The following is a 7,319-nucleotide window of genomic DNA, read 5'->3' on the forward strand; positions in this document are numbered from 1 at the left end:
AGTGGGCGTGGGGTTTCTCTTGCGGCAGACGCGCCGGGAGCGCATGAAGCAGCCCGACCCCATTCAGACGTGGGAAGCGGAAGGCGGCGCCGTGCCTGTGGCACCAAACCGCACCGCCGCTCAGGTCGAGCCATCCGCTGCGTCGTAGGGATCGAACTCATACGTCGGTGAAAGGCCGTCGCGCAAAGCATTCGTCGATCGTGCACTGTAGAATGTTTCGGTCCCCGCCTGTTGGCTTGGGACTTGCTCTTCGCGCGCTCATGCTGCGCCCGGCCTATCTCACCATTCTCGACGTCGCCCATCGGTGGCACGGTCTCACCGTTCCCCGCGCATCCCGCGGCACGCTGCCGCCGGTGGTGCGCATGACGGCGGCGATGCTGCTGCAGGCCATCGTCGATGCGCGGCTTGCGGTCTACGAATCTCACGCGCACCACGCGCGCAAAGCAAGGCGCAGCGGCATGGAAGTGTTCGGCTTGGACGAGATCGAAGAGACCCCCGTCGCGCTGGCGGCGATGCACGCATCCGGCAGATTCGACCCGGATGTGCTTGCGCACTATCGCCTGTGCGTCGATGAAGTTTACGTGTGGGCGGTGGGCGAAGGTTTTCATCCACCCGCCGCCTGCCAGCCGTCGTGGGCAAACACCCCGCGTGCAGCCACGCGCGTTCGCCGGCCGCCGCGCCCGGAAGCCGACCACAAGCGGACGTGTCAGACCATCGCGAAACACCGCTGGACGCTAGACGACCGCATCGGCGTGAGCGAAATGGCGCGGGATACCGCCATCCAGATGGAGGGCAACGGTCGCCTCTACCGCGAAACGACCGTGCGCCGCTGGCTGGCGGAAGTCGCCCCCACGGCGCTCAGAACGCGATCACGGTCGCGCAGTCCGGCACTCTAGCTGCGCCCCTCTCCCCCTACCGGGGAATCCCGGCGTAGATCCACAATCGCCGCCGTTCCCGGCACTCCTTGCGCTTTTCTCGTCCCTTCACTTCAGGACGAAGGACAGCAGCCAGATGATCAGGAACGAGAAAAGCGAGATCACGATGGTAGCTGTGGAATAGACTTTCAGGGTCGAGTCCGGGGAAATATCCGAGAACTTGGTGATCACCCAGAAGTAGGAATCGTTGGCGTGCGAGATCATCATCGAGCCCGCACCGATCGCCAGCAGCGCAAGTGTGCGCCCCATGTCGCTGTCCAGCCCGAGCGGCGCCAGCATCGACGCAACGATGGACGCCGTGGTGATGGCCGCCACGGTCGATGAGCCCTGCGCCGTTTTCAGAATCGCCGCGAGCGCAAAGGGCACAAGCAGACCCAGACTCGACGTCGACAAGAGTCCCGACACCTGATCGCCGATTCCAGTGGCCTTGATCACGGCGCCGAACGCGCCACCTGCCGCCGTAATGGCCAGAATGGGGCCGGCCTTGTCGATCGCCTCGGAGAACATGTCGTTGATCTGCCCGAAGTTCTCACGTGGCACGAGCAACAGCGCGAGCCCGACGCCGATCAGCAGTGCGATCACGGGATCACCCAGGAACTTCACGACGGTCATGACGGGTGCTGAGAGAACACTGGGCATCAGCGCCAGGAATGAGGCCAGCATGATCAGCAGCAGGGGCAGGACGACCGGAAGAAACGATCCGACCGTACCGGGAAGCTTTCGCTGAGAGAGATCCTCTGGCTCTGACGCGGCATCTTCGCTGCCGGCGAATCGCCTCGACATCACTTTGACCCAGAGATAACCGACCAGCGTCGTCGGCAGCGCAATCAGCACGCCGATGAGCACGAGATTGCCGAGCGACCCGTTCATGATGCCGGCTGCAGCGGTGATCCCCGGATGCGGCGGAATCAGACAATGCAGCGTGTAGAGCGCCACCGCCAGCGAACCGGCCATGCGCACGATGGACATGCCCGACGCTCTGGCGAGCGACTTGTTGAGTCCTGAAAGCACGATGAAACCGGAGTCGCAGAAGATCGGCAGCCCCGCCATGAAGCCGGTGATGGTGATCGCCCGCGCCGCCTTCGCCTTTCCCGTGAGCGTCAGTATGTAGTGCGCCATGGCGTAGGTGGCGCCCGTCTTGTCCAGAATGACGCCGATGGTCGTCCCGAAAAGGATGATGAGGCCGATCGCCATCAGCGTGTTGCCGAAACCGGTTTTGAGCGTCGGCACGACCTTGTCGAGCGACCCTGTGGTCAGCGCGAGTGCCAGTGCCACCAGCACCAGCGCGAAGAAGGCGTTGAACTTGAACCGCGAGGTAAGAAGGATTACGCAGACAATGCTGACAAGGACAAGAATCGCTGTTGTCATTTTAGTTTCCCAAGCGTGCTGGCGGATCGAGATCGGCTGCTGCAACGGCGACTGCACGTGCGACTCGGGACCTGTCGCCGCCTGTGCTCACCTCCACCGTCTGCCGGAATGTATCCGCGAGTGCGGATGGGGTCAATCGAGCAGTTCGTGTTTCAGGCTGCTGCGCGCGATCGCGACGGCCAGATGATCAGCGGTGCTGCGAGCCCGACCGCTATGGCAGCAGTCATCAGCACGCACGACAGATAAAGCGAGAGCGTTTCCGCGACCAGAGTCGGTGCAGCGTGAGCACCGGCAGCAACGATCTCCAGACTCCCGACAACCGCGCGAAACGCAAACGATCCGGGAACCATTGCGACCACACCCGGAAAGGCGAAGGTGGCGGCCGGCGCCCGGAAGCGGCGCGCGAAGATCTGCGCGAGGAAGCCGACGGCAAGCGCGCCCACCAGCGTCGCAGCCACCATTTGCACGCCAGCGTGCATGAGCAGCGTGCGCAGCGCGTGACTGGCGACACCGCACACCAGACACGCCCACGCGATGCGGGGCGGCACGCCGAACAGCGCCGCGTATCCCACCGCGGCGAGCGCCGAGAAGAGCGCATCGATGGCGACCGGCAGCGGCGCCATCGGTGCATCCACCGGAATGCGCACGCCGGTGATCACCATCGCACCATAGAGACCGAACGCGATCGCGACCGTCACCATCGCACCGAAGGCGAGTCGCGCGAGGCCCACGCTCACGTGATTGCGGATGAGATCCTGCACGCCATTGATGAGCGGGACGCCGGGCACGATGATCATGCCGGGCGCCACCAGGCACAGCGCGGGTGATCCCGCCCAGCCGAACAGTACACCGAGGCCGCCGACGCTGCCGCTCACGAGTGCCGCCGCGAAGGGAATGAAGACGAGGTTGAAGTCGCGCCGGGCAAGTTCCTGGCGCAGCCACATGCCGACCGAGCCGGCCACCCAGACGACGCCGAACGTCCCCCAGTCCGCGCCGAACAGCCGCGCCAGACTGGCGGCCGTCAGTCCCATCGCGACGACGACGATCCAGCGTGAGTAGAACGCGGGTGCGTGCTCGATGCGTTCAAGCTCGGTCGACACCCAGGCGAGATCACGTCCGTCCGTTTCGACCGCGGCGAGGATGCGATTCACGGAAGCGACCGCGCCCAGACCCACGTTCATCGCCGGCACGCGGTGGCCGACCTTGGTGCGCCACGCATTGTCGAGCGCGACCGTCACGATCACCGCCTCATAGTTCACCACCACGCTCGCCTCGCCACCGAAGGCTTGCGCGAAGCGCGTGACTGCTGCCTGCACCTCGGCGGTATCGTCGCCGTTTGCAAGCAGCAGGCGGCCGATCTTCAGCGCGAGATGCGCGACCTCGTCGGTCGTAACTGCCGTGGCAACGGGGCCGCTCACGCGGTGCCGGAATAACGCGGACGGTAGGCGGTCGCCCGCACGTGCGCCGCAATGTCGGCCGGCCGCGCCACGCGCGCGAGACCCTGGTCGAAAGCGTAGGTGGCCACCTTCACCGCCACGTGCAGCGACGCGTCGAGGATCTGGCTCTGCGGCGGGTAGATGAGGCCGGAGGCGAGATCCGCGTCCGTCACCTGCTCGGCCACCGCGTGCGCCGCGACGATGAACATCCGCTCCGTCACCCGTTTCGCCTCGGTCGCGAGCACCGCCATGCCGAGCGCGGGGAAGATGTAGAAGTTGTTGCCCTGACCGGGAATGAACTTGCGACCGCCCACCGTCACCGGCGGGAAAGGGCTGCCGCTCGCGAAGATCGCGCGCCCCTGCGACCACGTGTACGCCTCCTCGGCCGTGCATTCGGAGCGCGAGGTCGGGTTCGAATAGGGGAAGACGATGGGGCGCTCGTTGATCCGCGCCATCGCCTCGATCACCTGCTGCGTGAAGAGTTTCGGCACGGTGCTGACACCGATGATGCCGGTCGGACGGATCGCCTCGACCGCCTCGACGAACGTGCCGATCGGGGCGTGATCGTGCACGAACGGCTTCTGGAATTCGGCGATGTCGGTGCGTGAGCTCACCATCAGGCCGTTCACGTCGAAGAGCCAGTTCCGCGAGCGCGCCTCGTCGATCGGGATGCCTTGCATCGCCATCGCCTCGCTGACGAGTTCCGCGATGCCGGTGCCCGCCGATCCGCCGCCCAGGAACAGGAAGCGCTGCTCCGTGAGCTTCTGCCCCGAGATGCGCAGTCCGCCGAGGATGCCCGCCAGCGCCACCGCCGCCGTGCCCTGAATGTCGTCGTTGTAGGTGCAGATGCGGTCGCGATAGCGCGCAAGGATCGGCACGGCGTTGATGTTGGCGAAATCCTCCCACTGGATGCAGCACTTTGGATACATCTCCTGCACCGCCTGCACGAACTCGTCGATGAACGCGTCGTACTCGGCCCCGCGCACCCGCGGCTGGCGCAGGCCGAGATAGAGCGGGTCCTCGAGCAAGGCGTGGTTGTTGGTGCCGACGTCGAGCGTGACCGGCATCGTGAGCTGCGGCGGCACGCCTGCGCAGGCCGTGTAGAGCGCGAGCTTGCCGACGGGAATGCCCATGCCGCCGACCCCCTGATCGCCCAGGCCGAGGATGCGCTCGCCGTCGGTCACGACCATGAAGCGGATGTCCTTGAGCGGCCAGTTGGCGAGCAGCTCGCGCACCCTGCCCCGGGCGGTGATCGGGATGTACATGCCGCGCGTGGCGCGGAAGATGTGATCGAACTTCTGGCAGGCCTCGCCCACCGTGGGCGTGTACACGAGCGGCACGTAGGTGGCAGGGTCCGCCATCACCACCGCGTAGAAGAGCGTCTCGTTGCGCGCCTGCAGATCGGAGAGGAAAAGGTATTTCTGCAGGTCGTTGTCGAGCACCTGCATCTGGGTGTGCACGCGCGCAATCTGCAGGTCGAGCGTGTCGACCATCGGCGGCAGCAGACCCTCGATGCGCAGCGCCTTGCGGTCGGCGGCGGGAAAGGCCGTGTCGCGGTTCTGATGCGGGTCGTGCAGCAGGGCGTATCCCGTCAACCCTGGTGCGGTTGTGTCGGACATGGCGGACGTGCTCCTCTTCGCAGGTCTAGTCGTGCGCGACGTACGGGTGGACCATCTTCGCGGGGTCCACCACGCGGTCGAACTCCGCTTCCGTCACGAAGCCCAGCGCAAGGGCCGCGGCCTTCAGCGTGAGGTCGTTGTCCATTGCGTGATGGGCGATCTTCGATGCCTTGTCGTAGCCGATGACGGGCGCGAGCGCGGTGACCAGCATCAGCGAGCGCTCGACGTATTCCTGGATCTTCTTGCGGTTGGGCTTCGTTCCTTCGACCAGGAAGCGGCGGAAGTTGGCGCACCCGTCGGCCATCAGCGTGATCGAATGCGTGATGTTCGCGATTATGAGGGGCTTGTAGACGTTCATCTCCAGATAGCCGCCGGCCCCGCCCATGCCGACCGCCACGTCGTTGGCCATGACTTGCACCGCGAGCATCGTCAGCGCCTCGGCCTGCGTCGGATTCACCTTGCCCGGCATGATCGACGAGCCGGGCTCGTTCTCGGGAATGTGCAGTTCCGCAAAACCCGCGCGCGGACCGCAGGACATGAGCCGGATGTCGTTGCCGATCTTAAAGAGCGACACCGCCAGCGTGCGAAAGCTGCCGGACAGCTGCACCAGCGCATCGTGCGCGCCCTGCACCGTGAACTTGTTCGGAGCACTCACGAAAGGCAGTTTGGTCAGCGTGGCGATCTCGGCCGCAGCCGCCTCCGCGAAACCGGGCGCGGCATTGATGCCGGTGCCGACCGCCGTGCCGCCGAGCGCGAGGTGGTAGACGCTCTTCAGCGCATCCTGGATGCGCTCCACGTTGTCGCTCAGCATGCCCGCGTACCCGGACCATTCCTGCCCGAGCGTGATCGGCGTCGCGTCCTGCATGTGGGTGCGACCGATCTTGACGATGTCCTTCCACTCGTCCGCTTTCGCCGCAATGGCATCGCGCAGGGCGATCACCTCCGGCAGCAGGCGCCCGCTCGTGTTCACAGCAGCCGCGATGTACATCGCTGACGGGAACGAGTCATTGGAGGACTGCGACATGTTGACGTGATCGTTCGGGTGCACCGGCGTCTTGCTGCCGAGCGCAGTCCCGGCGAGCTGGCAGCAGCGGTTCGACACGACCTCGTTCACGTTCATGTTGAACTGCGTGCCGCTGCCCGTCATCCAGACGTGCAGCGGAAACATGTCGTGATGCTGCCCGGCGAGGATCTCGTCGCACACCTGCACGATGAGACGGTGCGCCTCGTCGTCGAGCCGTCCGCCGGAGTGGTTGGCGTTGGCCGCGGCCTTCTTGAGGACGGCGTAGGCGGTGATCATTTCGCGCGGAATGAGGTCGTGGCCGATGCTGAAGTGCTCCAGCGAGCGCTGCGTCTGCGCGCCCCAGAGCTTGTCGGCAGGCACTTCCACGACGCCGAGACTGTCGGTTTCCTTGCGTACTTCGCTCATCTGCTTTGGCTCCTCCAGAGCATTCGTTGCCGCGGCCACCATGCCACGTGGGTTATCGGAAACTCGTTGCCTGCGCCCCGGGACCGGCTCGCGAATCTATCGCCCGATCGAACTGCGGTCAATCGCATCCGTTGTTGCGGCGCGGGCGGGAAGCGGCGTGCGATCCCGTCACGGGCGCCTTATGCGCAACCGCGCGAGCCCGCCCTGTGGCAAGCCGTCGCACAGGAGCAGCAGGTCGTAGTCGCCGTCGTGCGCGCCGAGCACGGCCAGCCCTTCGGGCTTGCCGGTGCCCGCTGCGAACTCTGCCAGCCGTTGCGGACGGGCCGCGTCGCTGTCGGTGCTCTGGTCGACGCCGTCCCAGAAGTAGAGGCGATACGATCCGTCGCCATCGCCCACCGGCCCCGCCAGGATCAGGAAGCCGCCCTCCACGGCCGCCATGTCGCGGATGCCGCGCCCGTCGAGGCGCACGTAGCGCACCTGTGCGTCGCCCGTGAGATCGTCCCAGCGCGTCGTCAGCACGGGGACGAGACCA

The 7,319-nt window shown here is 65.8% G+C and carries 6 protein-coding genes; 1 reads left to right on the forward strand and 5 read right to left on the reverse strand.

Annotation, left to right across the window (positions count from 1 at the left end):
• Positions 1–236: 236 nt before the first annotated feature.
• On the forward strand, positions 237–896 hold the full coding sequence (locus JNK68_04780; protein MBL8539669.1) for a hypothetical protein: 660 nt from the start codon (positions 237–239) through the stop codon (positions 894–896).
• An 87-nt stretch (positions 897–983) separates the two neighbouring features.
• On the opposite strand, the gene JNK68_04785 is transcribed toward JNK68_04780, so the two are convergent.
• The 5 genes from JNK68_04785 to JNK68_04805 form a co-directional block, all read right to left on the reverse strand.
• Positions 984–2,303 (reverse strand): GntP family permease, encoded by a 1,320-nt coding sequence (locus JNK68_04785; protein MBL8539670.1) that lies wholly within the window; start codon positions 2,301–2,303, stop codon positions 984–986.
• 152 nt (positions 2,304–2,455) lie between these two features.
• Complete coding sequence (locus JNK68_04790; GenBank protein MBL8539671.1) at positions 2,456–3,721, reverse strand: threonine/serine exporter family protein; 1,266 nt, start codon at positions 3,719–3,721, stop codon at positions 2,456–2,458.
• Positions 3,718–5,358 carry an NAD-dependent malic enzyme gene (locus JNK68_04795; GenBank protein MBL8539672.1) on the reverse strand — a complete coding sequence of 547 codons (1,641 nt, stop codon included), beginning with the start codon at positions 5,356–5,358 and terminating at the stop codon, positions 3,718–3,720. Before JNK68_04795 ends, JNK68_04790 begins: the two co-directional genes overlap by 4 nt.
• 25 nt (positions 5,359–5,383) lie before the next feature.
• Complete coding sequence (gene fumC / locus JNK68_04800; GenBank protein MBL8539673.1) at positions 5,384–6,787, reverse strand: class II fumarate hydratase; 1,404 nt, start codon at positions 6,785–6,787, stop codon at positions 5,384–5,386.
• Positions 6,788–6,955: 168 nt separating this feature from the next.
• The coding region (locus tag JNK68_04805) for a DUF3616 domain-containing protein (protein MBL8539674.1) at positions 6,956–7,319 on the reverse strand (364 nt) is incomplete at its 5' end.

Source organism: Betaproteobacteria bacterium (genome assembly GCA_016791345.1).
Classification (GTDB): domain Bacteria; phylum Pseudomonadota; class Gammaproteobacteria; order Burkholderiales; family JAEUMW01; genus JAEUMW01.

What these genes read in the sequence shown, in the direction of transcription:
- JNK68_04785 (MBL8539670.1), bottom strand. Translation starts at nt 2,303, where the DNA reads ATGACAACAGCGATTCTTGTCCTTGTCAGCATTGTCTGCGTAATCCTT.
- JNK68_04795 (MBL8539672.1), bottom strand. Translation starts at nt 5,358, where the DNA reads ATGTCCGACACAACCGCACCAGGGTTGACGGGATACGCCCTGCTGCAC.
- fumC (MBL8539673.1), bottom strand. Translation starts at nt 6,787, where the DNA reads ATGAGCGAAGTACGCAAGGAAACCGACAGTCTCGGCGTCGTGGAAGTG.